Annotated in this window: 18 protein-coding genes; 4 read left to right on the top strand and 14 right to left on the bottom strand. The window is 74.2% G+C overall.

Features of this window, described 5'->3' with window-relative positions:
* Positions 1-9 precede the first annotated feature (9 nt).
* Positions 10-465 (bottom strand): MarR family transcriptional regulator, encoded by a 456-nt coding sequence (locus tag AB0H37_RS12325; RefSeq protein WP_179835263.1) that lies wholly within the window; start codon positions 463-465, stop codon positions 10-12.
* A gap of 92 nt (positions 466-557) precedes the next feature.
* Between AB0H37_RS12325 and AB0H37_RS12320 the strand changes: the two genes are divergently transcribed.
* Positions 558-2,054 carry an MDR family MFS transporter gene (locus AB0H37_RS12320; protein WP_360612458.1) on the top strand — a complete coding sequence of 499 codons (1,497 nt, stop codon included), beginning with the start codon at positions 558-560 and terminating at the stop codon, positions 2,052-2,054.
* On the opposite strand, the gene AB0H37_RS12315 is transcribed toward AB0H37_RS12320, so the two are convergent.
* The 3 genes from AB0H37_RS12315 to AB0H37_RS12305 are packed head-to-tail and all read right to left on the bottom strand — an operon-like array spanning position 2,051 to position 4,348.
* The gene (locus tag AB0H37_RS12315) at positions 2,051-2,716 is read right to left on the bottom strand and encodes a response regulator transcription factor (RefSeq protein ID WP_360612398.1); all 666 of its coding nucleotides are present in this window, start codon (positions 2,714-2,716) and stop codon (positions 2,051-2,053) included. The two genes, AB0H37_RS12320 and AB0H37_RS12315, sit on opposite strands and share 4 nt — an antisense overlap.
* A 20-nt stretch (positions 2,717-2,736) precedes the next feature.
* Complete coding sequence (locus AB0H37_RS12310; protein ID WP_179835260.1) at positions 2,737-3,165, bottom strand: pyridoxamine 5'-phosphate oxidase family protein; 429 nt, start codon at positions 3,163-3,165, stop codon at positions 2,737-2,739.
* Positions 3,146-4,348: a histidine kinase gene (locus tag AB0H37_RS12305; RefSeq protein ID WP_329090115.1), complete on the bottom strand. Its 1,203-nt coding sequence runs from the start codon at positions 4,346-4,348 to the stop codon at positions 3,146-3,148. The genes AB0H37_RS12310 and AB0H37_RS12305 overlap by 20 nt, the downstream gene beginning before the upstream one ends.
* Positions 4,349-4,531: 183 nt before the next feature.
* Here AB0H37_RS12305 and AB0H37_RS12300 point away from each other — a divergent pair, with 183 nt between their 5' ends.
* A complete protein-coding gene (locus AB0H37_RS12300; RefSeq protein ID WP_360612395.1) occupies positions 4,532-7,174 on the top strand; it encodes a serine hydrolase in 2,643 nt (880 codons plus the stop codon).
* Between the two features lie 75 nt (positions 7,175-7,249).
* On the opposite strand, the gene AB0H37_RS12295 is transcribed toward AB0H37_RS12300, so the two are convergent.
* From AB0H37_RS12295 to tkt, 10 genes are all read right to left on the bottom strand, one after another.
* A complete protein-coding gene (locus AB0H37_RS12295) occupies positions 7,250-7,582 on the bottom strand; it encodes a cupin domain-containing protein (RefSeq protein WP_179835258.1) in 333 nt (110 codons plus the stop codon).
* A 43-nt stretch (positions 7,583-7,625) separates the two neighbouring features.
* Positions 7,626-8,831 carry an Ig-like domain-containing protein gene (locus AB0H37_RS12290; protein WP_360612393.1) on the bottom strand — a complete coding sequence of 402 codons (1,206 nt, stop codon included), beginning with the start codon at positions 8,829-8,831 and terminating at the stop codon, positions 7,626-7,628.
* Between the two features lie 129 nt (positions 8,832-8,960).
* Positions 8,961-9,740, bottom strand: coding sequence for a 6-phosphogluconolactonase (pgl, locus tag AB0H37_RS12285; protein ID WP_179835257.1), 780 nt, complete (start codon positions 9,738-9,740; stop codon positions 8,961-8,963).
* Entirely contained in the window at positions 9,737-10,828 is a 1,092-nt protein-coding gene (locus tag AB0H37_RS12280) for a glucose-6-phosphate dehydrogenase assembly protein OpcA (RefSeq protein WP_329090125.1), read from the bottom strand. Before AB0H37_RS12280 ends, pgl begins: the two co-directional genes overlap by 4 nt.
* Positions 10,829-12,355: a glucose-6-phosphate dehydrogenase gene (gene zwf, locus AB0H37_RS12275; RefSeq protein WP_179835255.1), complete on the bottom strand. Its 1,527-nt coding sequence runs from the start codon at positions 12,353-12,355 to the stop codon at positions 10,829-10,831.
* Between the two features lie 132 nt (positions 12,356-12,487).
* On the bottom strand, positions 12,488-14,098 hold the full coding sequence (locus AB0H37_RS12270; RefSeq protein ID WP_360612390.1) for a hypothetical protein: 1,611 nt from the start codon (positions 14,096-14,098) through the stop codon (positions 12,488-12,490).
* Positions 14,095-15,777: a phosphoheptose isomerase gene (locus tag AB0H37_RS12265; protein ID WP_179835253.1), complete on the bottom strand. Its 1,683-nt coding sequence runs from the start codon at positions 15,775-15,777 to the stop codon at positions 14,095-14,097. Before AB0H37_RS12265 ends, AB0H37_RS12270 begins: the two co-directional genes overlap by 4 nt.
* 124 nt (positions 15,778-15,901) lie before the next feature.
* The gene (locus AB0H37_RS12260; RefSeq protein ID WP_360612387.1) at positions 15,902-17,557 is read right to left on the bottom strand and encodes a glucose-6-phosphate isomerase; all 1,656 of its coding nucleotides are present in this window, start codon (positions 17,555-17,557) and stop codon (positions 15,902-15,904) included.
* The gene (gene tal, locus AB0H37_RS12255; protein ID WP_360612385.1) at positions 17,554-18,669 is read right to left on the bottom strand and encodes a transaldolase; all 1,116 of its coding nucleotides are present in this window, start codon (positions 18,667-18,669) and stop codon (positions 17,554-17,556) included. The genes AB0H37_RS12260 and tal overlap by 4 nt, the downstream gene beginning before the upstream one ends.
* Positions 18,670-18,759: 90 nt before the next feature.
* Complete coding sequence (gene tkt / locus AB0H37_RS12250; protein WP_360612384.1) at positions 18,760-20,886, bottom strand: transketolase; 2,127 nt, start codon at positions 20,884-20,886, stop codon at positions 18,760-18,762.
* 591 nt (positions 20,887-21,477) lie between these two features.
* On the opposite strand from tkt, the gene AB0H37_RS12245 reads away from it, so the two are divergent.
* Together AB0H37_RS12245 and AB0H37_RS12240 are read left to right on the top strand one after the other, a co-directional pair.
* Positions 21,478-22,422 (top strand): heme o synthase, encoded by a 945-nt coding sequence (locus AB0H37_RS12245; RefSeq protein WP_329098667.1) that lies wholly within the window; start codon positions 21,478-21,480, stop codon positions 22,420-22,422.
* Positions 22,423-22,533: 111 nt separating this feature from the next.
* A complete protein-coding gene (locus AB0H37_RS12240; protein WP_360612382.1) occupies positions 22,534-23,757 on the top strand; it encodes a PrsW family intramembrane metalloprotease in 1,224 nt (407 codons plus the stop codon).
* The last annotated feature ends 70 nt before the right edge of the window (positions 23,758-23,827 follow it).

Here is a 23,827-nt window from a genome sequence, read left to right as displayed (position 1 = left end):
TCCGGGCGGTCAGTCCTCGTAGGTGTGGACGAAGCGGGACAGGAGGCGCGCGAACGCGGAGCGCTCCTCGTCCGTCCAGCCGCCCATGGCCTTGGCGAAGTGCTCCTGCCGGGTGCGGCGGGTGGCGTCGACGACGGCCCTGCCCGCGTCGGTGAGCTCCAGGTGGATGCGGCGGCCGTCCTCCTGTGAGGCGACCCGCCGGACGTAGCCCGACTTGACCGCCTCGGCGACGATGCGGCTGCCGCGCGAGGCGTCGACGCCGAGACGGGTGGCGACCAGGCCGACGCTCATCTCCTCGCCGGGCCGGTCGGGGCCCTCGTCCACGATGTCCACGACGTGCAGGACCTGCACGTCCACGGGGAGGTTGTGGTCCCGGATCGCCGCCTTGCCCAGCCGCTGCCGCGACATGCCCCGGCGCAGCCTGACCATGCTCCGCTCGACGGCGTCCAGCGCCTCGTCGCTCATGGCTCCCAGTCTAGATGGATTGCGCGACTCATCTATCTGCGCTTAGCATCTATATGTCCAAGGCATAGAAAATGGAGGTGCGCGTGATCGAGATGACCGCGCCGATGACCGGCCGGCACCGGAAGCTGGTGTTCGGCGGGCTCATGCTCGCCGGGCTCATGTCCTCGCTGGACGCGACGGTGCTCGGCACCGCGCTGCCGACGATCGTCGGGGACCTCGGCGGGCTCGACCGGCTCGCCTGGGTGTCGACGGCGTACGTGCTGGCCACGAGCGTCACCGTCCCCCTGTCGGGACGGCTCGGGGACCTGTTCGGGCGCCGCCGCGTCCTGCTGACCGGCCTGCTCGGGTTCCTCGCCGGATCGGCGGCGTGCGGGGCGGCGCCCACCATGACCTGGCTGATCGTGTTCCGCGCCCTCCAGGGCGCCGCGGCCGGATGCCTGCTGAGCTCGATGTTCGCACTCACCGGCGACCTGTTCGAACCGCGCGAGCGTGCCCGGTACCAGGGGTACTCGGCGCTCGTCTTCGCCGTCTCCAGCATCGCGGGGCCGCTGGCCGGCGGCGTCCTCACCGACCACGCGTCATGGCGGTGGGTGTTCTACCTCAACCTGCCGCTCGGCGTCGCCGCCACGGCCCTGGTCGCGCTGTTCCTGCGGCTGCCGGCGCCGAGGGGTAGGCCGCGGATCGACTATGCCGGGATCGTCCTGCTCGGCGCGGCGGTGACCTGCTTCACCCTGTTCACCAGCTGGGCCGGGACGCGGTACGCGTGGGGCTCGCCCGTCGTGCTCTCGCTGGCGGCGGCCTCGGCCGTGCTGTTCACCGCGTGGGTGCTCGCCGAGCGGACGGCCGCCGAGCCGATCATCCCGCCGCGGCTGTTCCGCGACCGGTCGTTCGGCGTCGCCTGCGTCGTCGCGGCCGTCGGCGGCGCCACCGGGTTCGGCCTCGCCACCTACCTGCCGATGTTCTTCCAGGTCGTCGGGGGAGTGGACGCGACCAGGTCGGGCCTCCTCCTGCTGCCGATGATGCTCGCCCTGCTGGTGTCCTCCATGGCGGCCGGGAAGCGCATCCACCGGACCGGCCGCTACCACCGGCTGCCCGCGGCGAGCATGGCGGTCAGCGCCGCCGGGATCGCGCTGCTGGCGACCATGGACGCCGGCACCGGCCTGGTCGCCGCGGGCTGCTACATGGCGGTGCTCGGCTTCGGGGCAGGGCTGTCCCAGCAGGTCGTCATGCTGATCGCGCAGCAGGCCGCGCCGCACCGCGACCTCGGCGCGGCGAGCTCGGGCGTCTTCGCGAGCCGGATGCTCGGCACCGCCGCCGGGATGGCGGTCTTCGGCGCCGTCGTGTCGAACCGGTTCGCCGAGGAGATCGCCTCGCGGGTCCCGGACGGGCGGGTCCCGGCGTTCGGCGACGCCGTCCGTCCCGAGGTGCTGGACACGCTCCCGGCGCCGGTGCGCGACGGCGTCGCCGAGGCCTTCGCGGACGCGTTCTCCACCCTGTTCGTCGCCGCGCTGCCCGTCGCGGCGCTGGGCCTGGCGGCGGCGCTGCTCCTCCGCCACGTCCCGCTGGCGGGGCGCGGCCCGGAGGACTAGTCGTCGAGGGCGGCGTCGTGGACGAGGAGGGCGATCTGGACGCGGTTGTTCAGCTCCAGCTTGGTCAGCAGCCGCGACACGTACGCCTTCACCGTGGCGACGCTGAGCGACAGCTCCTTGCCGATCTCGCTGTTGGTGTGGCCGCGCCCGACGAGCGCGGCGACGGCCCGCTCGCCGTCGCTCAGCCGGGCCAGCAGATCGCGGGCGCGGGCCCGGCGCGGGTCGGCGCCGCTCTCGGCCACGTACGCCATCATCTTGCGCAGCACCGCGGGGGACATCATCGGCTCGCCGGCCGCGACCTGGCGGATCGCCCGGACGATCTCCGGCGGCGGGGTGTGCTTCAGCAGGAAGCCGCTCGCGCCCGCGCGCATCGCCCGCAGGATGTGGTCGTCGCTGTCGAACGTGGTCAGGATGATGATCTCAGGCGGCTCACGGCGACCCCGCAGCAGCGCGGTCGCCGCGAGCCCGTCCAGCCGCGGCATCCGGATGTCCATCAGCACGACGTCGGGCCGGTGCTGGTTCACGGCGGCGACGACCTCGGCGCCGTCGGCGACGTCCGCGACCACCTTCAGGTCGTCGGCGCTCGCCAGCATCATCGACAGGCCGGCCCGGACGAGCGCGTCGTCGTCCACGATCAGGACGCGGACGGGAGGGGAGTCCATCCCGCCACCCTAGGGGCGGCTCAACCGCGGCGCAGGCGGCGGCCGGTGACGCTCGCCGCCGCCAGCCGGAACCACGCCTCCCGGTCGCCGCCCGGCCACGGCCGGACCTGCGCGACCTCGGCCTTCTCCGCCTCGGAGAGGGGGTGCGCGCCGCCGCGCAGCAGCACGCTCCAGCCCTCGTGGTGGGCCTCCTCGAACCGGTCGACCTCGAAGGCGGCCCGGACCTCCCCGCCGGTCACCGCCGACAGCAGGTTGCGGTTCAGCCGGCCCGACGCCGACGTGCGGAAGATCACCGAGTCGCCCTCGACGGCGTAGTTCACCGGGATGACCGTCGGTCCCTCGCCGTCGTCGAACGCCACCCGGCCGATGGTGCCGCCGGCGAGGAGCTTCATGCACTCGGCGCGGTCGAGTTCTTCCAGGACGGGCTCGTCAGAGGAGTTCGCTGCCATGCGTACCACCTTTCCCACCGGTCCCGGCGCCATGCGCGGCCCGCAGCGGAAGGCGGGCGCGCAGCCGGAACCGCCCGTCGCCGGTGCGGCCGTGCTCCAAGGTCCCGCCGAGCAGCGCCACCCGCTCGGCCAGGCCGACCAGCCCCGTGCCGGAACCCGGCAGGGGCAGGGCGGGCGGGCCCGGGGGCATCGCGTTCACGATCTCGACGTCCAGCTCGGCGCCCGCGCCCACACAGACCCGGACGTCCGCGCCCGGCGCGTGCTTGCGGGCGTTCGTCAGCCCCTCCTGGACGATCCGGTAGGCGTGCCGCCCGACGCGGGACGGGACCAGCTCGGGGTCGGGGACGTCCTGCTCCAGCGTGACGCGGCCCCCCGCCCGCCGCGACTCCTCGACGAGCCCGGGAACGTCCGCGAGCGTCGGCTGCGGGCGTTCGGGATCGGTGCCGGGCGCGTCGTCGCGCAGCACCCCGATCACCTCGCGCAGGTCCTCCATCGCCTCGTGGGCGCTCCGCCGGATGACCCCGGCGGCCTCCCGCTGCCCTTCGGGCGTGCCCGGGCCGAACTCCAGGGCCCCCGCGTGCACGGCCAGCAGCGAGATGCGGTGCGCGAGCACGTCGTGCATCTCGCGGGCGAGCCGCTCGCGCTCCAGCAGCCGGGCCTCCTCGACCCGCAGCCGCTGCTCGGTCTCGGCGGCGCGGGCCCGCTCCTCCAGCGAGGCGATGAGCTGCCGCCGGGACCGCACCAGCATGCCCGTCGTGACGAGGACCGCGTAGATCAGCGCGAAGATGACGCTGCCCTCGAGGAAGTCCTCCCCGGCCTCCGCGATCCAGAAGAGGCCGATGATCAGCGCCAGGCTCGCGCCGGCGATCGGCAGCGCGATCCGCCAGGGGCGCAGCATCGCCAGCGAGTACATCGCGATCGCCGCCGTGCCGAGCGTCGTCGTCGCCGCCCACTGCGCGAACACCATCGTGACCGCGACGGCCACCGGATGGCGGCGCCGGAACAGCAGGAGGAACACGCAGGTGGCGGCGCCGATCAGCACGTCCCGGCGGACCGCGATCGTCTCCCCGGGAGGCAGGTCCTCCACCGTGCCCTGGAGCAGCACCCAGCCGAGCAGCATCGCGGCGCCGACGGCGCCGAGGTCGCCGAGCCAGTCGCGCCACGATCGTCTCAGGAGGTCCACCCGCCCAACGGTAGCCATGCCGCCCGCCCCGGGCAGCGGCCGCAGGTCGGCGGCGCCATCGACTTTGGTCGCCGGGGCGCCTCCTGGGGCTGTCCCCACCCCGCGGCCGCCCGCTGCCCGCAGTACCGGTCCGGGTGAGCGCCGCAGTGTGCCCGCGCCCGCGGCTGCCTAGCGTCGGAGACCATGACGACCAGACAACCGAGGCGGCGCCGGGCCGCCAGGCGGGCGGGCGCGGTGCTCGCGGCGGTGGCCGCGATCGCCGCGGCCGCCGCCGTCCCGGCGCCCGCGCGAGCCGAGCCGCCGCCGGCCGGCTGCACCGACCGCACGGCGACGCTGCGCGCCCTGGAACGGATGACGGGAACGCACGGGCTCACCGGCGCCGCCGTGCGCGTCGACGACCCCGAGTGCGGGACGTGGACGGCCGGCAGCGGGGTGGCCGACCGCCGCACGCAGCGGCCGATGCGGGCGGACCTGCGGGTACGGATCGCCAGCGTCACCAAGACGTTCACGGCCGTGACCGTGCTCCAGCTGGCCCGGGAGGGCCGGATCTCGCTGGACGCACCGGTCGAGCGCTACCTGCCCGGCCTGATCGACCGGGGCGGCTACGACGGCCGGAAGATCACCGTGCGGAGCCTGCTGCGGCACACCAGCGGCCTGCCCGACCACATGGACGCCTTCGCGGACCCGGACGGGTACCGCTTCCGGCACTTCGAGCCCGAAGACCTGGTCGAACGGGCGCTGACGCTCCCGCACCCGAGCCCCGGCTGGCACTACTCGACCACCAACTACGTCCTCGCGGGGCTCATCGCGGAGAAGGCGAGCGGGCACGGCCTGGAGGACGAGGTCCAGCGCCGGATCATCGGGCCGCTGCGGCTGCGCGACACCTACTGGCCCGGCGACCGGACGCGGATCAGGGGAGCGCACGCGCGTGGCTACCTGCGCGAGGAGCGCGACGGGACCGTCCGGTGGGACGACTTCACCGAGATGAACACGACGGTGGCCTGGGCCGGCGGCGCACTGATCTCCAGCCCGCGGGACCTGAACGTCTTCTTCGGGGCGCTGATGGGCGGCCGACTGCTGTCCCCGGCGATGCTCGCCCAGATGAAGCAGACGGTTCCCGCCGACCCCGACCGCGTCTGGGACGGCGCGGCCTACGGTCTCGGCCTGATCGGGACCCCGCTGCGCTGCGGCGGCACCTGGTGGGGGCACGCCGGCGGTCTCGAAAGCTACGCCACCGTCTCGGGCGTCGCGCCGTCAGGGCGCCGCGTGACGGTCGACCTCAACGAGAGCCCGTCCACCAAGGAGATGTTCGACGACCAGATGAAACTCGTCGAGACGGCCTTCTGCGACGGGGCCGCCGCACCCGGCGCCGCGCCGGCCGCCGCCACGTCCGGCGCGGGCGGTCTCGGCCGCTACTACGACCAGCGGCTGGAGTGGAAGGACTGCACGCTCAACGCCGGCGACGAGGTCGGCAAGGAGCTCGACGAGGCGGGCGCCCGGTGCGCGGACGTCACCGTCCCGCTCGACTACCGCCGTCCGGAGGGCCGCACCATCACCGTCGCGATCTCCCGGTTGAAGGCGTCCGACGGCGCCCACCGCATCGGGACGATGATCATCAATGGCGGCGGCCCGGGACCGGCCATCGACATGCCCCCCTACATGCGCTCCATCATGGGCAGGGCCGGCCCCCGCTACGACCTGGTGGGGATGGACCCGCGCTCGCTCGGCCGCAGCGCCGCGGTCGACTGCGGCGGGCCCTCCGGGACCTGGATCAAGTCGGCGGGGGAGAGCCGCGGCACCTTCGACCGGGCCGCCGCGTTCGCCAAGGACCTCGCCGACCGGTGCGCGCGGACGAACGCCGGCGTCCTGCCGCACATCAGCACGCGCAACATCGCCCGCGACATGGACATCGTCCGGGGCGCCCTCGGTGAGCGGAAGGTCTCCTACAACGGCGCGTCCTACGGCACCTACCTCGGGTCGGTGTACGCGACGATGTTCCCCGGCCGCCTCGACCGCGTCCTCCTCGACAGCTCGGTCGACCCGACACGCTTCGGCCCGCGCCTGCTGGCCGGAACCGAAGGCGCCAACGACCACGCGCTCGGCGCGTGGGCCGCGTGGGCGGCCGAGCGCGACGCCGCCTACGGTCTCGGCGGGACTCGCGCCGAAGTCCTCGGCACCGTGCGCGGGCTCGTCGAGGCGTCCGCCAAGGCGCCCCTCGCCGTCGGCCGGTACCGCGTGGACGACACGACGCTGCCCGTCGTGCTGTTCGACAACCTCGGCACCGACGAGGACGGGCCGAGGGCCGTGCTGGCGGAGTCGCTGCGCGTCTTCGCCAAGGCCGCGGCGGGGGAGAGCGTCCAGCCGACCAAGGAACTGGACGAGGAACTGGCGTTCCTGCTCACCGGCGCCGAGTCGGTGTACGGGAGCGGTCAGACCGCCATCATCTGCGGGGACGCGGCCGCGCCGCGCGATCCGGAGTACTACCGGCGCGACATCGAGCGGAACCGGTCGGCCAGCCCGCTGTTCGCGCCGCTGACCCGCAACGTCAACCCGTGCGCCTTCTGGCCGGCGCGGCCCGCCGAGCGGCCGACCGAGGTCGGCGGGCGCCTGCCCGCGCTGATGGTGGCCGCGACCGGTGACACCCGGACCACCTACGCCGGCAACCAGGTGCTGCACCGGCTGCTGCGCGGTTCTCGGATGGTCACGCTGGACGCCGACGTCCACGCGCCCTACCAGCGCGGCTACCCGAACACCTGCGTCATGGACACCGTCAACGACTACCTGCTGACCGGTCGCCTTCCCGCGCGGGACCTCACCTGCGCCTGAGGCGGAGCGCCCTCCTGCCGGAGGCGCCGGGCCGGGCCGACCCGACATCGGGCGGCCCGGCCCGGCGCCGTCCGGTCAGCCGGACTTGGCCACGGTGAGCAGCACCGCGGCGTCCTCCAGCGCCTCCAGGCTGTGCCGCGCGTTCGGGATGATCAGCAGGTCGCCGGCGATGCCGTCCCAGGTGTCCTGGCCGGCCACCAGCCGGACGCGTCCCTGCATGACCAGGATCGTCGCCTCGCCGGGGCTCTCGTGCTCCGCCAGCGACGTGCCCGCCGTCATGGCGATCAGCGTCTGGCGCAGGACGTGCTCGTGCCCGCCGTACACGGTGTCGGCGCCGCGCCCCGTCGAGGCCGCGGCGGCGCGCTTCATCAGGTCCCGTACCCGTGCGTCCAACGAGAGCTTCTGCATGGCACCAAGTGTGCCAGTGCGGTCGTGGACGGCGCCGGTTACCTCAGGTGAGGGGCGTGCCCATGACCGGCTTGCCGAGGGCGCCGCCCTTCAGCCAGGCATCCCAGGACTTGGCCCACGGCGTCGGGCCGTTCCCGAACTGGAGCTGCCGCGACGTGCCCGTCACCTTCACCACGTCGCCCCGGTTGGTGAAGTCGAAGAACCACTTGGCGTCGCCCGGAGAGGCGTTCACGCACCCGTGGCTGACGTTGTCGTTGCCCTGTGCGTCGGTCGACCACGGCGCCGAATGGACGAACGTCCCGCTGTAGGTGAGGCGGACGTTCCACTTCGTCGGGATCCGGTACTCGCCGGGATCGCCGGTGGTGGCCGAGTCCATGACGATGTGCGCCGCCTTCTCCTGCGCGATCATGGTGCCGCTGTAGCTGTCGTGGCCCGGCTTGCCGAGGCTCACCTTCATCGTCCGCACCGTGCGGCCGCCGTCGGTCACCGTCGCGCGGTGCTTCTTGGCGTCGACGGTGGTGATGTGCCGCGGCCCGACGGTGAAGCCGACGCTGCGGTCCTTCATCCCGTACATGCCCTCGCCGGCCTTCAGCCCCGCCAGATGCGCGACGACCTTCACCTTCTGCCCGGCGGGCCAGTAGTCGCGGGGCCGGAAGTCGACCTCCTTGTCGCCGACCCAGTACCAGGCGCCCTCGACCGGCTTGGACATGCGGACCTCAAGGGCCTTCTCCACCGCCACCTTGCCGGCCTTGGTGCTGACCGGCTTGGACAGCAGCAGCTGGACGGGCATGCCGACGCCGACGTTCTCGCCGTCCAGCGGCGACATGCCGCTCTCCAGCTTCTTGCTGGGCGTCAGTGTCGTGAACGTGGACGTCGTGGTGGCCTGCTTGCCGCCGTCGCCGGTGGCCTTGGCAGTGACCGTGTACGTCGTGGACGGCCGCAGCGTCCAGGACGACGTCCACGACTTCCCGCCGGGGGCGAGCTTTCCGTCGGCCTTCGCGCCCTTCTTGCCATAGGTCAGGGTCACGCTGGTGAGCCTGCCGTTGTCCGCCGTGACGGTGACCGGCTTGTCCGGGGCCGCCTGCCGCGTCCCGGTGGCGGGCGTGACGGCGAGCTTCACCGCGTCCTCGGCCTTGCCGCCGTCATCGCCCCTGCCTCCGCCGCCACCTCCGGACGAGCAGCCCGCGGCGGCGATCACCACCGCGCCGGCGACCGCCGCACCCACCGTCCCGGTCCGACCCTTGAGCACCTGAGAACTCCTCACGCTCGACGCGGGTTTTCCCTCGGTTAGGGTATGCACGCTTTCGCGCAAGGCATGCGGAAGCACCGCAACTGTTCAGTCTTCTCCCAGGTGTACGGGCCTGCCTTCAAGCGGGGTTCAAGGGGACGTGAGGCGCCCCATGCCCGGCGGGAGCTCGGACGCGGCGGCGCGGTCGAGCAGGAACAGGGTCCGGTTCCGGCCCCGGGCCCCGGCGCACGGGACGTGGAACGGGTCCGCGTCCGGCGCCAGCCCGAGCCCGACGGCCTTCGCCTTGGACTCGCCCGCCGCCAGCAGCCACACCTCGTCCGCGGCGCGCAGGGAGGGGAACGTCAGCGAGATCCGGGTCGGGGGCGGCTTCGGGGCGCCCCGCACCGCCGTGACCGCGCCCTCGTCGCGCAGCGCCGGCAGCTCCGGGAACAGCGACGCCACGTGCGCGTCGGGGCCGACGCCCAGCATCAGCACGTCGAAGGCCGGGACCGGGCCGCCGCCGGCCCCGGCGGCGGCGCGCAGTTCGGCGGCGTACCGCTCGGCCGCGGCCTCCGGGTCGTCGCCGTCCGGGCCGTCGGCCGCCGGCATCGCATGGACCCGCGCCGGGTCGAGCGGGACGCGGTCGAGCAGCGCCTCCCGCGCCCCGGTCTCGTTGCGCTCGGGGTCCCCGGCGGGCAGGAAGCGCTCGTCGCCCCACCACACGTCGAGGCGGCCCCAGTCGACCGCGTCGCGGGCGCCGGCGGCGGCCAGCGCGGCGAGCACCGCCGTGCCGACGCCGCCGCCGGTGAGCACGACCGACGCCGAGCCCCGCGCCGCCTGGGCGTCGGCGATCCGCGTCACCAGCCGGGCCGCGGCCGCCTGGGCGAGCAGTGCCTGGTCGCGGTGGACCAGGACGTCCGGGGCGGTCACGCGTCCCCCGACTTGCCGCGCCCCTTGCGCGCCGGCTGCTTGGACTCCGCCTGCCTGGACGCGGGCTGCCTGGACGCGGGCTGCTTGGACTCGGCCTGCTTCTTGGCGGGGCCCGTCGCGGCCGCGTCGGACGTCGCCGACACCGGCTCGCTCGCCACGCCCGGCTTCTGCGACCCGCCCGCCAGGTCCTTGGCGAACCGGGCGGCGGCGTCGCGGTAGACCTCGTCGGGGTCGAGGCGCCGCAGCTCCTCGGCCAGCAGCTCGGCCATCGGCCGCCGCATCAGCGACACCTGCCGGTCGGGCTGCCCGGGACGGCTCAGCGTCGCGACCCGCCCGTCCGGGCGGTCGATCAGGAGGTCGCCGCTCGTCGTCGCCAGCCGGACGCCGGTGATGCCGGGGCCCTCGGAGACCGACCGGTCCACCGGGACGCCGAGCCGGACCGACAGCCACGCCGCCAGCAGCTCCGCGCTCGGGGAGTCCGGCTCGGCCATCACCTCGCCCGCGGTGATCTCGTCGTGCTCCTGGTCGAGCGCGGCGGCCAGCAGCGACCGCCAGGACGTCAGCCGCGTCCAGGTGAAGTCGGTGTCGCCCGGCCGGTAGCCCTCGGCGAGCTGGGCGAGGGTGCCGAGCCGGTCGCGCGCCGCGTAGGCGTCGGTCACCCGGCGCTGCGCCAGCCGGCCGAGCGGGTCCTTGGCGGGCACCTTCGGCACCTTGCCGCCGGGCCACCACGTCACCACCGGGGTGTCGGGCATCAGCAGCGGCACGACGACGGAGTCGGCGTGCTCGGCGAGCGGCCCGTACATGCGCAGCAGCACGGTCTCGCCGGGGCCGGTCTCGCCCATCCGGATCTCGGCGTCGAGCCGCGAGGAGCTGCCCCGCGGGTCGCGGGAGATGACCGTCAGCACCCGGCAGGGGTGCTCGCGCGCCGCCTCGGTCGCGGCGCGCACCGCGTCGTACTGCGCCGACTCGTCCGTCACGATGATCAGTGTGAGCACCATGCCGACGGCCGGGCCGCCCATCAGATGCCGGGACTGCGTCAGCGCGTCCTGGATCTTGCGGGTCGTCGTGCCGGTCAGATCGATGTTCATCTAGAGCCGCCTCCAGGTTCGGCCGTCCCGCGCCATCAGCTCGTCGGCGCTGTCGGGCCCGTAGCCGCCGGCCTTGTACTGGTCGAGGCCGCCGCGGCTGGCCCAGTACTCCTCGATCGGGTCGAGGATCTTCCAGGACAGCTCGACCTCCTCCTGCCGGGGGAACAACGGCGGGTCGCCGATCAGCACGTCCAGCAGCAGCCGCTCGTACGCCTCGGGCGAGGCCTCGGTGAACGACTCGCCGTAGGCGAAGTCCATGTTGACGTCGCGGATCTCCATCGAGGTGCCGGGCACCTTCGAGCCGAACCGGACCGTGATGCCCTCGTCCGGCTGCACCCGCATCACCAGGGCGTTCTGCCCGAGCTCCTCGGTGTCGGTGTGCGAGAACGGCAGGTGCGGGGCCTGCTGGAACACCATCGCCACCTCCGTCACCCGGCGGCTCAGCCGCTTGCCGGTGCGCAGGTAGAACGGGACGCCCGCCCAGCGGCGGTTGTCGATCTCCAGCTTGACGGCCGCGTAGGTCTCGGTGCGGGAGTCGGCGGGGATGCCCTCCTCCTCCAGGTACCCCCGGACGCTCACGCCGCCCTGCCAGCCCGCCGCGTACTGCCCGCGCGCGGTCGACTGGGCGAGGTCGCCCCGCACCCGCACCGCGGAGAGGATCTTGGCCTTCTCGGCGCGGACGGCGTCGGCGCTGAACGACGTCGGCTCCTCCATCGCCGTGAGCGCCAGCAGCTGGAGCAGGTGGTTCTGGATGACGTCGCGGGCGGCGCCGATGCCGTCGTAGTACCCGGCCCGGCCGCCGATCCCGATGTCCTCGGCCATCGTGATCTGCACGTGGTCGACGAAGGAGCGGTTCCAGATCGGCTCGAACATCGTGTTGGCGAACCGCAGGGCCAGGATGTTCTGCACCGTCTCCTTGCCGAGGTAGTGGTCGATCCGGAAGATCGCCTCCTCGGGGAAGACGCGGTGCACCGTGTCGTTCAGCTCCACCGCGGTCTTCAGATCGCGGCCGAAGGGCTTCTCGATGACGACCCGGCGCCACGAGCCCTCCTCGCGGTCGGCGAGGCCGCTGCGCTGCAGCTGCTCGACGACCTGCGGGAAGAACTTCGGGGGGATCGACAGGTAGAAGGCGTAGTTGCCGCCCGTGCCGCGGCTCTCGTCCAGCTCCTTGACCGCCATCGCCAGCGCGTCGAACGCGCCCGGGTCGCTGAACTCGCCGGGGACGAAGTGCATGCCCTCCATCAGGTGCGTCCACACGTCCTCGCGGAACGGGGTCCGCGCGTGGGCCTTGACCGACTCGTAGGCGATCTGGCGGAAGTCCTCGTTCTCCCAGTCGCGCCGCGCGAATCCCACCAGGGAGAAGCCCGGCGGCAGCAGCCCTCGGTTCGCCAGGTCGTAGATCGCCGGGAGGAGCTTCTTGCGCGACAGGTCCCCGGTGACCCCGAACAGCACGAGCACGCACGGCCCGGCCACCCGCGGCAGGCGCTTGTCCCGCGGGTCGCGGAGCGGATTGGCTGTGTTGGTCACGTGGCCCCCTCTGGTCGCACTGCGCCTTCTTCGACTACTGCTGCAAGCATCCTGCCCCAACTCGTATCGCGGGCCCCAACTGGGAATCGCCCCCTGTCCGGCCACGGTCTCCGCCGCCCCCGGTGTGAGCGCTCATGTGCCCCCTCTGGCGGCGTCCAGCAGCCGGGTCAGCCCCGCCCAGCGGTTCTGCAGATGGAGCCGGACCACCGGGCGGCCCGCCGCATGGGCGTCGCGGGCGTCCCCGAGCGCCCGCGCGAGCTGCAGCATGCCGAGCCTGTGGTGCCGGCCGGGGACCGGCACGTCGCGGACGACGTTCCCGGTCACCAGAAGGTAAACGCATCCGTCCGGGTGATCATTTCCGGTCGCGGCCGGCCGCGCGCCCCAGTCCACCCGTACCGGCCGCCCGCAGCGGGCGGCGAGCAGCGCGGCGAGCCGGCGCACCTGCGCGCCCTGGCCGCGCGCCCCGTCCGGGTCGAGGTAGGCGACGAGCGCGAGGTGCTCGCCCCGCCCGACCCGGCCCGCCAGCGCGTCCAGCAGCTCGGTGAGCCCGGACGCGCCGGCCAGCGCCGGGACGGTCGTGTGGGCCTCGACCGCCCGGCCGGGGTCGCCGTCGGCGAACAGCGGCTCGCCGATCCCGTCGTCCAGCGTCATCGGGGCGGGCCGCTCCGCCGCCAGCGGGTCGGCCTCCAGCAGGTAGGACGCCACGGCGGCCGCGTACTCCCACACGACGAGCTGCGCGGCGAGCGGCCCGGCGACGGTGGCGTCGTCCTGGTGCGGGCGGCCGTCGAACGTCAGCAGGAACAGGTCGTCGTCGGGCAGCAGCGGCAGGCCCCCGTCCTGGACGACCGGCGCCAGCCGGCCGCGGGCCGCCTCCCGCAGCAGCAGCGCCGCCCACCCCGCGATGCCCGGCAGCGCCGCCGGGTAGCCGCCGAGCACGGCCGTCCCTCGCCCGGCCCGGGCCGCGCCGCCGAGGATGGCGCCGAGCACGAGCCCCGGGTTGTTCTCCGGCCGTGTGAGCGACGGCAGGACGGCGGTGGCCTCCACCAGCAGCGCCCCGACGTCGGCGCCCGCGAGCGCGGCGGGCACCAGCGCGTAGGGGGACAGCGCGCCGAACGCGGTGGGCGCCGGGGCCTCCACCAGCGGGTGCCCCGCTTCCGTCGCGTGCTTGGCCGCCGCCGCGCGCGGCTCGGCGACCGTCACGAACCGCCGCGCGATCCCGGCGGGGGACAGGCCCTCCTCCCGCAGCGCCTCCGCGAACACCTCGCGCAGCGCCTCGGTCGCCGGGTCGTCGCCGGTCACCACGAACGCCGTCCGGTTCAGCCGCTCCGGGTCCTCCCGGACGCGCAGCGGCGGCCCGGGGTCCGGGCCGTCCAGCACCGTCAGCGAACCGGCGCCGTCCGGCGCGGCGGGCCCGCGGGCGCGCACGATCAGCTCGGCGGCGCGGGCCGGGGCGCCGCCGCCGAGCAGCACCACGTCGGTCAGCCCGTCCTCGCGGGCCCGCGCGCGCAGCCGTTCGGCACGGTCCAACACCGCACGTCCCGGGCCGGGCTGCCCGGGCCAGCACAGCGGGCGGCCCTCCACGCCGGCGGTGGCGGCCGACGGCCACAGCGACGCGTCCTCCGAGGCGAGCCGGACCGGCACCTGGTCGATCCACAACCGGCCCATGACCCGCTCGGCGGCCTCCCTCAGCGCACCGCGTGCGGTGATGGCCGTCTCCCCCGAGACGACGGCGGTGAAGCTCACGGTCTGCGCGCCCCCGCCACCGCGCGGACCGCCTCGATCAGCCGCGCCGCGCCGTCCACCGGGTTGCGCAGGTGCAGCCGGATGACCGGCAGCCGCCGCGCGCGCAGCGCCCGCAGTTCCCCGAGGGCGCGCGCGATCTGCAGCTGCGCCAGGCTGTAGGGGCGCCCCGGGACCGGGTGCGCGGCCAGCGCGTCCCCCGGCGCGGGGTCGCCGGTGATGATCAGGAACGCGCCGTTGCCCGGACCGTCCTTGTGCACCGGGCCCGTCGCGTGCGGGTAGCCGGGACCCGGCCCGTAGGCGACCGGGCGGCCGGACGCGCGGGCCAGCGACGGCGCGAGGTAGCGCCCGGAGAAGTCGCCGGACAGGTACGTCATCACCGCCAGGTAGCCGTCGGACGGCACCGAGGCGACCAGGCCGCCGAGGACGGTCTGCAGCTCGGCTCCGGGCGGCCACGGGAAGTCGGCGTGCACCTCGATGTCGTCCTCGACGTACACCGGCCGCTCCGCCGTGAGCGACCCGCCCGCGACCGTGCGCAGCAGCGTGGCGGCGTCGTCCTCGGCCTCCTGGACGACCGTGCTGCCCGCCTCGAAGGGGTTGACGCCGAGCAGCCATCCGGCGACCGCCGTCGCGTACTCCCACAGCAGGAACTGCGCGCCGAGCGGCGCCCACACCGAGGTGTCGGACTCGTCCTGCGCCGCCGAGCGCGGATTGACCGACACGCCGTGCACGTCGGGGAAGTCGCCCCGCCCGCCGGGCGGCTCGAAGGCCAGCACGCCGCGCCCCCGCTTGCCGGTGCCGACCGCGAGCAGCTGGGAGATCCACGCGCTCAGCGCGCCCGGCCCGCCCGGCTCGCGCAGCAGCACCTTGTCGCGGGCGAGCCCGCCCGGCCCCTGCTGCGCGCAGCCGCCGATGACGGCGCCGAGCAGCAGTCCCGGGTTGTCCTCGTCCTTGGACAGCGACGGCACCAGCGACGCCGCCTCCTCCAGCAGCCGGTCGGCGTCGGCGCCCGCCAGCACGGCCGGGACGAGCCCGTAGGCCGACAGGGCGCCGTAGTGCCCGGGCAGGTAGGGGTCGGTCAGCCCGATCCGGTAGCCGCACTGGCGGGCGAAGTCGTGCAGCGGGCTGCCGTGGTCGGTGATGACGAGGAACCGGCCGGCGATCTCCCGCTCCGACAGGCCCCGCTCCCGGAACGCGGCCGCGAAGATCCGGCGGTAGGCGTCGCCCTCCAGGGACACCCCCGACTTGCTGGCCAGCACGACCAGCGTGCGGTCGAGCCGCTCCATCGCGAACGCGAGCGCGGCGGTGTCGCCGCCGTCCAGGACGGTCAGCTCGCCGGACGGCCGCTCGCCCGCGCCGCCGGCGCCCGCCAGCGCGGGCGCGTGCGCCTCCACGATGGCCTGCGCGGCGAGGCTCTCCGCGCCGACGCCGATCAGCACCACATGGTCGAGGCCGGAGTACCGCGCCTCCGACACCAGACCGCCCACCTGGTTCAGCAGGCCGCGCGAGGCGAACGGCAGGTCGAGCCAGCCCAGCCGGCTGTGGTCGACCGCCCGCCGCCCCCACAGCTGCGGGTCCTTCGCGGCCAGCGCACCCGGGACGCCGCAGCTCACGAGGTAGTCCCGCGCCTGCAGCGCGGAGTCGAGCACGTCGCCGCGCGTGAGTACGTCGAATCCTGACACCGTTCCCTCCCGGCCCCCATCGTTTCAGGAGAGAATGGGCATTCGCGACCATCTCCATCGATCTTCTTGGTCGCGTCCCGGATCCGGCCGGTCGCACGGAGTCGACGCGGCCGGACCCGGTCGGTCAGCTCAGGGCCGCGACGAGCCGGCGGAGGCCCTCGGCGCGGTCGCGCAGATGGATCCGGAAAGCGGGACGGCCGAGCGAGCGCAGCACCCGCAGATCGCCGAACGCCTGTGCGAGGTGCAGCTCACCCAGGCTGTAGGGCTTGCCCGGCACCGGGAGGTCGTCGGTGACGGCGCCGGTGATCTGCAGGAACGCCCCGTTCGCCGGGCCGCCCTTGTGGTACTGCCCGGCCGTGTGCAGGCAGCGGGGCCCCCACCCGAACGTGACGGGGGCCGGTTTCCGGCGGACCTTGGCGGCCCGCGCGGCCAGCAGCGGCCGCAGCTCCGCCGCCGCGGCGTCCCCGGACCGGTCCAGGTAGGCCAGGACCGCGAGGTAGCCGCCGTCCTCGACGTCCTCCAGGAGGGCGTCCACCGCCTCGGTGAGGGTCTGCGCGCCCCGTAGCGCCTCCTCGGGGGCGTGCACCTCGACGGCGCCCTCGACCAGTTCCGGAGGCCGGTGCACCACCGTCGGCGCGGCGCCCTCCTCCGAGCGCAGCAGCGCCGCCGTGCTCTCCCGCGACTCGTCGGCGTCGGGCTCGGCGAACGGGTCGACCCCGATCACCCGGCACGCCACCGCGACCGCGTACTCCCACAGCAGGAACTGCCCGCCGAGCGGCCCGGCGACGCTCACCCCCGCCTCGCGCCCGGGGCCCGGCTCGTCAGGGCGGCGGCCGAGGATGACGCGCCGCAGCTCCCCGGTCAGCTCGAAGCCGGGCGCGTCGACGCCCTCCACCACGACCGGGAGCAGCCCCTTGCCGTCCTTGCCCATCGCCCCGGCGACCAGCTGCTCCGCCCACGCGGCGAAGCCGTCCAGGCCGGAGCCGAGGTCGGCGATCACCAGCTTGTCGCGGGCGCCGAGCGCCGAGGAGCCGAGCGCCGCGCCGAGCGCCAGCGCCGGGTTGTCGTAGGGCTGCCGCAGCGCCCCCGCGAGCCGGGCCGCCTCGTCCAGGAGGACCTCGACGTCCACGCCCGCCAGCGCCGCCGGGACCAGCGCCCGCGCGCCGAGCGCGCCGAACCGGCCGTCGACGTCGGGCTCGGCCAGGACGAGATGGTGCCCGACGTCGCGGGCCGCCTGCTGGAGGTCGGAGCCCTCCTCGGCCACCACGACGAACCGGCGCGCCAGCTCGGCCCCCTTCAGCCCGGCCTCGGAGAAGGCGCGCCCGAAGACGCGCCGAAGCGACTCGGCCTCGACGCCCTCGTCCACCACGACGACGAGCGTCCGGTCCAGGCTGCCGGCCAGGACGGCGGACACCTCGTGCGGGTCGGTGGTGTCGAGGACGGTCAGGTCCGCGCCCGCCGTCCGGCAGATCGCGTCCGCCGCCAGCGCAGGACCCCCGGACGCGACCAGCACGACCCGGTCGAGCCCGGCGGAGCGGACCTCGCCCACCAGGCCCGACAGGCGGTCGCTCAGGTACCGCGAGGTCTCCGGCAGACCCAGCCAGCCGAGCCGGCGGGCGGCGAGCGGGGCCGCGTCGGGCCCCCACAGCTTGGCGTTGCGGGACGCCAGCGAGCCCGGCACGCCGTCGGAGACGAGACGGTCCAGGACCGTCTCGCTCTCGTCGACGACGGCGCCGCGGATGGTGACCGAGATCCCCCCGGCGGTCACCACCGAGGTCACGCGCCGGCCTTCTTGGACTCCAGCTCGCCGGTGATGGTGTCGAGGAGCTCCTTCCAGGACGCCTCGAACTTCTCGACGCCCTCATCCTCCAGCACCCGGACGACGTCGTCGTAGTCGACGCCGACGTCCTTCAGGGCCGCCATGTGCGCGCGGGCGTCGTCGTAGGCGCCCCGGACGGTGTCGCCGCGGACCTGGCCGTGGTCGGCCTCCGCCAGCAGCGTCGCCTCCGGCATCGTGTTGACCGTGCCGGGCGCGACCAGCTCGTCCACGTACAGCGTGTCGCTGAGGTCGGGGTCCTTCACGCCGGTCGAGGCCCACAGCGGCCGCTGGGGACGGGCCCCGGCGTCCTTGAGCGACTTCCACCGGTCGGTGCCGGACTTCTCCTCGTACAGCGCGTAGGCGAGCCGGGCGTTGGCGAGGCCCGCCTTCGAGCGCAGCGCCTTCGCCTCGTCCGAGCCGATCTTGTCGAGCCGCTTGTCGATCTCGGTGTCCACCCGGCTGACGAAGAACGAGGCCACCGAGGCGATCTTCGACAGGTCGTGGCCGTTCTCCCGGGCCTTCTCCAGGCCGGCGAAGAACGCGTCGATGACCTTGCCGTAGCGCTCCAGCGAGAAGATCAGCGTCACGTTCACGCTGATGCCCTCGGCCAGCACCGCCGTGATCGCCGGCAGGCCCTCCTCCGTCGCCGGGATCTTGATGAACAGGTTGGGCCGGTCCACCATCCACCACAGCGCACGCGCCTCGGCGATCGTGCGGCGGGTGTCGCGGGCCACCCGCGGGTCGACCTCGATCGACACCCGGCCGTCCAGGCCCTCCGTCCGGTCGTAGACCGGGCGCAGCACGTCGCAGCCCCACCGGATGTCGTAGGTGGTGATCGCGCGGGACGCCTCCTCGACGTCCACGCCGCGCACCGCGAGGTCGCGGACCTGCTCGTCGTAGGCGTCGCCCTTGCCCAGCGCCTTCGCGAAGATCGTCGGGTTGGACGTGACGCCGACGACGTACTTGTCCTTGACCAGCTCCGCCAGGTTGTCCGTGCGCAGCCGCTCCCGGCTGATGTCGTCCAGCCAGATCGACACGCCCTCGCCCGAGAGCTTCTTCAGAATCTCGCTCATCGCTTTCTCCTCCTCGTCGTCTTCATCGCCGCGCCGGGGGCGGGCGGCGCCCAGGGGTGCGCGGACGCCGTCCGCCTCGCGGGCTCCCGCTCAGTTGCCGGTCGTCTCGCCCTGACCGGCGTTCCGCACTCCCGCCTTGATGAGGCTGGCCTTGGCCGCCGCCACCACGCGCTCGGGCGTGATGCCGAACTGCAGGAACAGGGTCTTGTAGTCGGCCGAGGCGCCGAAGTGCTCCAGGCTCACCGACTCGCCGGCGTCGCCGACGTAGCCGCGCCAGCCGAGCGCCACGCCGGCCTCGACCGACACCCGGGCGCGCACCCCCGGCGGGAGGACCTCCTGCCGGTAGGCGTCGGTCTGCTCCTCGAACCACTCCACGCACGGCATCGACACGACGCGGGTCGGGGTGCCCTCGGACTGCAGCGTCGCGCGCGCCTGCAGCGCCAGCTCCACCTCGCTGCCCGTCGCGATGATGATCACTTCGGGGCGCCCGCCCTCGGCGTCGGCCAGCACATAGCCGCCCTTGGCGACACCCTCGGCGGACGCGATCTCGCCGCCGCGCTCCAGCGTCGCCAGCTTCTGCCGGGTCAGGGCCAGGCCGGCCGGCCGGTCGGTGTGCTGCAGGACCGTCCGCCACGCGACCGCCGTCTCGTTGGCGTCGGCCGGGCGGACGACGTCCAGGCCGGGGATCGCCCGCAGCGCCCACAGGTGCTCGACGGGCTGGTGGGTCGGGCCGTCCTCGCCGAGGCCGATCGAGTCGTGCGTCCAGACGAAGGTGACCGGCAGCTTCATCAGCGCCGCCAGCCGGACCGCCGGGCGCATGTAGTCACTGAAGATCAGGAACGTGCCGCCGTACGGGCGGGTGCCGCCGTGCAGCGCGATGCCGTTGCAGATCGCGGCCATCGCGTGCTCGCGGACGCCGAAGTGCAGCGTGCGGCCGTAGCGGTGGCCGGGGAACTCCTTGGTCTGGAACTCCTCCGGGATGAAGGAGGGCTCGCCCTTCATCGTCGTGTTGTTGCTCTCCGCGAGGTCGGCCGAGCCGCCCCACAGCTCCGGCAGCGTCGGCGCCAGCGACGCCAGCACCTCACCGGACGCCGCGCGGGTCGCGAGGGCCTTGCCCGCCTCGAACTCCGGAAGCGCGGCCTCCCAGCCGGCCGGAAGCGTCCGGGACGAAATCCGGTCGAACTCCGCGGCCCGCTCGGGGTTCGCGGAGCGCCACGCCTCGAACGACTTGGCCCACTCGGCGTGGTCGGCGCGGCCCCGGTCGGACACGGCGCGGGCGTGGGCCAGCACGTCCTCGGGGACCAGGAAGCTCTCGGCCGGGTCCATGCCGAGGATCCGCTTGGTCGCGGCGACCTCGTCCGCGCCGAGCGCCGAACCGTGGATCTTGCCGGTGTTCTTCTTGTTCGGCGCCGGCCAGCCGATGATCGTGCGCAGCGCGATGAAGGACGGGCGGGACGTGTCGGCCTTGGCCGCGGCGAACGCCTCCGCCAGCGCGGCGACGTTCTCCGCGTAGTCGCCGTCCTGCGTCCAGTCGACGTGGTGGACGTCCCAGCCGTAGGCCGCGTACCGGGCGCGCACGTCCTCCGACAGCGCGATCGCCGTGTCGTCCTCGATCGAGATGTGGTTGTCGTCGTAGAGCAGGACCAGGTTGCCCAGGCGCTGGTGCGCCGCCAGCGCGCTCGCCTCGTGGCTGATGCCCTCCTCGATGTCGCCGTCGGACGCGATCGCCCAGACGGTGTGGTCGAAGGGGGACTCGCCCTCCGGCGCGTCCGGGTCGAACAGGCCGCGCTCGCGGCGGGCCGCCATCGCCATGCCCACGGCGTTGGCGATGCCCTGCCCGAGGGGCCCGGTGGTGGTCTCCACGCCCGCGGTGTGCCCGTACTCGGGGTGGCCGGGGGTGAGGCTGCCCCACTTGCGCAGGGACTTCAGGTCGTCCAGCGTCAGCGGGTAGCCCGACAGGTACAGCTGGATGTAGAGGGTCAGGCTGGAGTGTCCGCAGGACAGCACGAACCTGTCCCGCCCGGCCCAGTGCGGGTCCGTCGGGTCGTGCCGCAGGAAGCGCTGGAAGAGAAGGTAGGCGGCCGGCGCGAGGCTCATCGCCGTGCCGGGGTGACCGGAGCCCGCCTCCTCGACCGCGTCCATGGCGAGGGCGCGGATCACGTCCACCGCGCGCCGGTCCTGCTCGGACCACTCAAACGTGCTGTTGTCCCTGCTCACGGAAACGCCAGGCTCCTCTCGAACCGATGTCAAAGAACCACTCTGTAATGTTGTGCGCCGGCGACCCCGCAGACGACCCCCACAGAGGACAACGCCCGGCGGTGCGGCGCCTCTTCCCCCGCCCCGCACGGCCGCACGGGCGCGGTCGCGAAGATCATGCCCGCGCCCAGCCGCGAGCCTATCGCGCGGGAGGGCCGTCGCAGGCGGGGGCGGGGGACCCCTGCGCCGACGCGCCGGGCATAGGGCCGCGACGCTTCATGCACCCTTGCCCGAACGCCCCGCCGACTAACCCCCCGCACGGGGGATCCGGCGGGTGATCCGAGGTCGCCCCGGGGTCCGGACGGGGCCGCCGGCACCGGGCGCGACGCGTCCGGCGACCCGGTGCGCGCCTCCGGGAGGGGGCGGACTACAGTGATTGCGCGGCTGACGCCAGCCGCCGCGGCAAGACGACCAAGCCGAAGTCGCACCCAGCCGAGGCCGGCCCGATCGCGGGGCACCGCCAGGGTGGTACCGATTTCTCATCCCTAGTCAGACGTGGACCCGATTGTGACGGTGCTCAGTAACAAGCGCGGGATCGACCTGGACGAGCAGGTGCCGGAGGCGCCCGCGTCCGGGCTCGCGCCGCCCCCCGCCGAGCGGGCCGCCCGGCGCACGCCCGGTGCGAGCGTGCGCGCCTACGTGGCGCTGACCAAGCCGCGCGTGATCGAGCTGCTCTTGATCACCACCATCCCGGTGATGTTCCTGGCGGACCGGGGCGTGCCGCCGCTGTCCACCGTGCTGCTGACGCTGGCGTTCGGCACCATGTCCGCCGGCGCCGCCAACGCGATCAACTGCTACATCGACCGCGACATCGACGCCAAGATGCGCCGCACCCGGCGCCGCCCGCTGGCCCGCCACCAGGTCACCCCGGCCCGCGCCCTCGTCTTCGGGGTGACGCTCGCCGTGCTGTCCACCGCCGGGTTCCTGCTCGCGGTCAACCCGGTCGCCGCGGCGGGCTCGCTGTTCGCGATCCTGTTCTACGTCTTCGTCTACTCGCTGCTGCTCAAGCGGCGCACCTCGCAGAACGTCGTGTGGGGCGGCATCGCCGGGTGCATGCCCGTCCTCATCGGCTGGGCCGCCGTCACCGGGACCGTCGCCTGGACGCCGTTCGTCCTGTTCGGCGTGGTGTTCCTCTGGACGCCGCCGCACACCTGGACGCTCGCGATGCGCTACCGCGAGGACTACGCCCTCGCCAAGGTCCCGATGCTGCCGGTCGTCGCGTCCGAGCGCCGCGTCGTCGTCGAGAGCCTCGTGTACACCTACGCGACCGTCGCCTGCTCGCTGGTGCTGTGGCCCGTCGCCGGGATGGGCCCGGTGTACGGGGCCGTCGCCGTCGTGCTCGGCCTGGTCTTCCTGGCCGAGGGGCACCGGCTGCTGAAGGCCGTGCGCGCCGGGGTCACCGGCGTCCACCTGCGGCCGATGCGCTTCTTCCACCTGTCGAACGTCTACCTGGCGCTGCTGTTCACCGCCGTGGCGGTCGACCCCCTCCTGTACTGACCGGCGCGCTGTACTGACCGGCGCGGTACTGCCGGCGCGCTCCCGCGCCGCCGCCGCGGGGATCGCCTGCGCTTTAGCGATCGGTGCGACCTGCCGTTACGCTTTCGCGTTATGGCGAGCATGGATCCCAAGGCGGTGCTCGAAGGCCGTGTCCCCGGTCGGCCCCCGGTCGGCCTGATCCTCGGCATGACCGTGTCCGGGCTGTGCGCCGTCATCGCGCTCGGCGCGGACGCCGCCCTCGGCGGGGCCGGCTTCTGGGTCGGGGTGGTCCTCGCCATCCTGCCGATACCGGTGCTGATCGCCCTCGCCCTCACCCTCGACCGGCTGGAGCCCGAGCCGCCGCGCGCCCTCGCCTTCTCGTTCATGTGGGGCGCGGGCGTCGCCGTGCTGGGCGCCCTCGTGCTCAACACCGCCGGGATGCTGTACGTGACCGTGCCCATCTTCGGCGAGACGGAGGGCCACTTCGTCAGCGCCGCCATCGGCGCGCCGATCATCGAGGAGACCCTGAAGGGCGCCGTCCTGTTCGGCATGCTGTGGTTCCGCCGCAACGAGATCGACGGGTTCGCCGACGGGATAATGTACGCCGCCATGGTCGGGCTCGGCTTCGCCATGATGGAGAACGTCACGTACTACACGCGGGCCTTCGAGGACGGCGGCGCCCAGCAGCTCCAGGCGGTCTTCATCCTGCGCGGCCTGATCGCGCCGCTCAGCCACCCGCTGTTCACCTCGATGACCGGCCTCGGCGTCGCCTACGCCGCCACGCACCGGCGCGGCCAGATCGCCGCGCCGCTCGCCGGGCTGCTCGGCGCGATGGTGCTGCACGGGCTGTGGAACGGCGCCGCCGCGTTCGGGCTCGGCGGGCTCGGCATCGTCTACCTGCTGGACTTCTGCGTCCTGGTCACGCTGATCGTCATCGTGTTCGTCGAGCGGCGCAACACCGTCCGCCGCATCGAGGCCTACCTGCCGATGTACGCGGGGACGGGCCTGGTGACGCCGCAGGACGTGCGGATGCTGCGCTCCATCCCCTCGCGCCGCGCCGCCCGCCGCTGGGCCCGCTCGGTCGGCGGCGCGCCCGCCGGGCGCGCCATGGTCGACTACCAGCTCGCCGCGACCGAGCTGGCGCTGCTGCACAAGCGCGCCGACCGGGGGGTGGCCGACCAGCGCTGGTTCCTGACCCGCCGCGACTCGCTGCTCGCACTGATGTCGCTGGCCAGGCAGGCGTTCCTGCGCACCCCGCCGCGCCCCGGAGCGGGCCTGCAGGCCGGGCCGCCCTGGGCGCGGCAGGGGCCGTCGGGGTTCCTGCCGCCGCGGCCGCCCGGTCCGTACGGCGCCTGACCCGCGGACGCGGGCGGAGCGGCGCGAGACGGCCGGGGGCCGGGTCACGGTCGCGGGGACCCGGCCATAC

This window comes from Actinomadura sp. NPDC023710, from assembly GCF_040639875.1.
GTDB classification, from domain to species: domain Bacteria; phylum Actinomycetota; class Actinomycetes; order Streptosporangiales; family Streptosporangiaceae; genus Spirillospora; species Spirillospora citrea.
Note: the sequence above shows the minus strand (reverse complement) of the source record. Positions and strands in the feature narration are given on the sequence as shown.